We start from the raw sequence: 1,406 nt of genomic DNA, 5'->3' as shown, positions 1-1,406 counted from the left end.
AACTCGGCGACTGCCTCGATACTGCGGTCGGCCCGCTTCTCGACCGACAGCCGTCCGCAGTGCACAAGTAGTGGGTGGCCGGGCACACCGAGGTCCGCGCGTAGGCCGTGATCGTGGCGGTGCGGCGGGGGCGCGCCGTGTGGCGCCGGGCGCGGGGGGGCGGCGGCGGGGGGGGGCGGCGACGGAACTGGGACGCAAACCCGCGTCCCTGTCACCGGCTCGCGACGGACTGATCAAGAAGGGGCTCATCTACTCCGCCGAGCGGGGGACGATCGGGTTCACGGTGCCACATTTCGGGCGTTACCTGCGCAGTGTGACCACCTGAGCCGTCACTACTTGTTTATTTGCCTATCTAGCCGTTTCACTAGACGACGTCAGAGAACCTGATCGAGGTCGAGCTGGAACGGCAGCGAACCACATGCCACTCGGCAGACGTCACCTTGCCGGCAAGCAGCTGCGCCTCAGCACGCAAGAGCGTGGCGGCACTCCCGCCTTGCGCGACATAGCTGTATTCCGGCCGCTACGCCAGAGGGTAGATATGGCTAGAAAATGCGATAGGCCATCGACCTACTCCCGACCGCCGCAACTCGAGATATCAGCTCCCTGGATCGGCATCGACATCCGGCGCAACCTCCCGCCGATCGCAAGGATCGGGATTTCTACGAAAATCTATCGATAGCCCCAGAGTGCGCAATACTGCGCTGACCAGGCGCCGCTCTGAGACTTTCTTCCCCCCTCTAGCGGAAATCGTAGTCACCACTCGAAAGACCTCGACGATTCCACCTCACCACGAGCCCGCCCTGACAGTGGTGCACATCGGCTCCCAACCGAAATCCGATCTTGACCATCGCACGAGCCGGAATCTGGTTTTTGCCGTACTGTGTTGTAGATCACCTTGTGTGGTCGGTCACAAGCTACGCCGGATGGCCAGGGCAGCCCACGCGGCGTCACCCACCGCGACCGGTGAGCAAATCAGGAGGTATCCATGACACGTAGCGACTTCGCGGAACTCCGGTACGCCGTAAACCAGCTCCGGCAATCCATCGGAGTGTTGCGCGCCCACTACGGGGACGCGGGCACGATCCGCCGACTGGAGAACGACCTGGAGCGGCTCTGCATCGATGCCGACGAGTTCGAACAGAGCCCACCGCCACCGGTGGTCCGGCGCGCCCAGGAACCCATCTACGTACCCGACAGCAAATCCGACGAGTCGGCGTGGATGGGCGCCCAGGACGAGGGACTCGGCTTCCATTCGCGGCCGCGCACCCAGTAGCGCCACCGGGTTCACTACCGGATAACTGAACCTTCCGCCCCGAGCCAGCTGCCGGGGCGTCGAGGGGGGGGGGGGGGCGGGGGGGGGGGGGCCGCGGCCCGGTGTTGGGTGTGTTTTAACCCCAAAAAAGGCA

General features: G+C 64.6%; 1 protein-coding gene and 2 pseudogenes. 2 read left to right on the top strand and 1 reads right to left on the bottom strand.

Annotated elements, in window-relative coordinates; translation table 11 throughout:
- Nucleotides 1-125: pseudogene (locus QH195_RS35190) on the bottom strand (alpha-(1-2)-phosphatidylinositol mannosyltransferase); the annotation flags it as partial.
- A gap of 53 nt (nt 126-178) precedes the next feature.
- Here QH195_RS35190 and QH195_RS08870 point away from each other — a divergent pair.
- A pseudogene (locus QH195_RS08870) lies at nt 179-325 on the top strand (ATP-binding protein); the annotation flags it as partial.
- Between the two features lie 660 nt (nt 326-985).
- Entirely contained in the window at nt 986-1,273 is a 288-nt protein-coding gene (locus QH195_RS08865) for a hypothetical protein (RefSeq protein WP_280423862.1), read from the top strand.
- Nucleotides 1,274-1,406: the final 133 nt, after the last annotated feature.

The sequence above is a fragment of the Nocardia carnea genome (assembly GCF_029868855.1).
Taxonomy (GTDB): Bacteria; Actinomycetota; Actinomycetes; order Mycobacteriales; family Mycobacteriaceae; genus Nocardia; species Nocardia carnea_A.
The sequence above is the reverse complement of the archived record's forward strand: the minus strand, read 5'-3'. Positions and strand labels throughout refer to the sequence as shown.

Bases quoted from the DNA above. Each gene is read 5' to 3' on its own strand.
- QH195_RS08865 (WP_280423862.1), top strand. From the start codon at position 986: ATGACACGTAGCGACTTCGCGGAACTCCGGTACGCCGTAAACCAGCTC.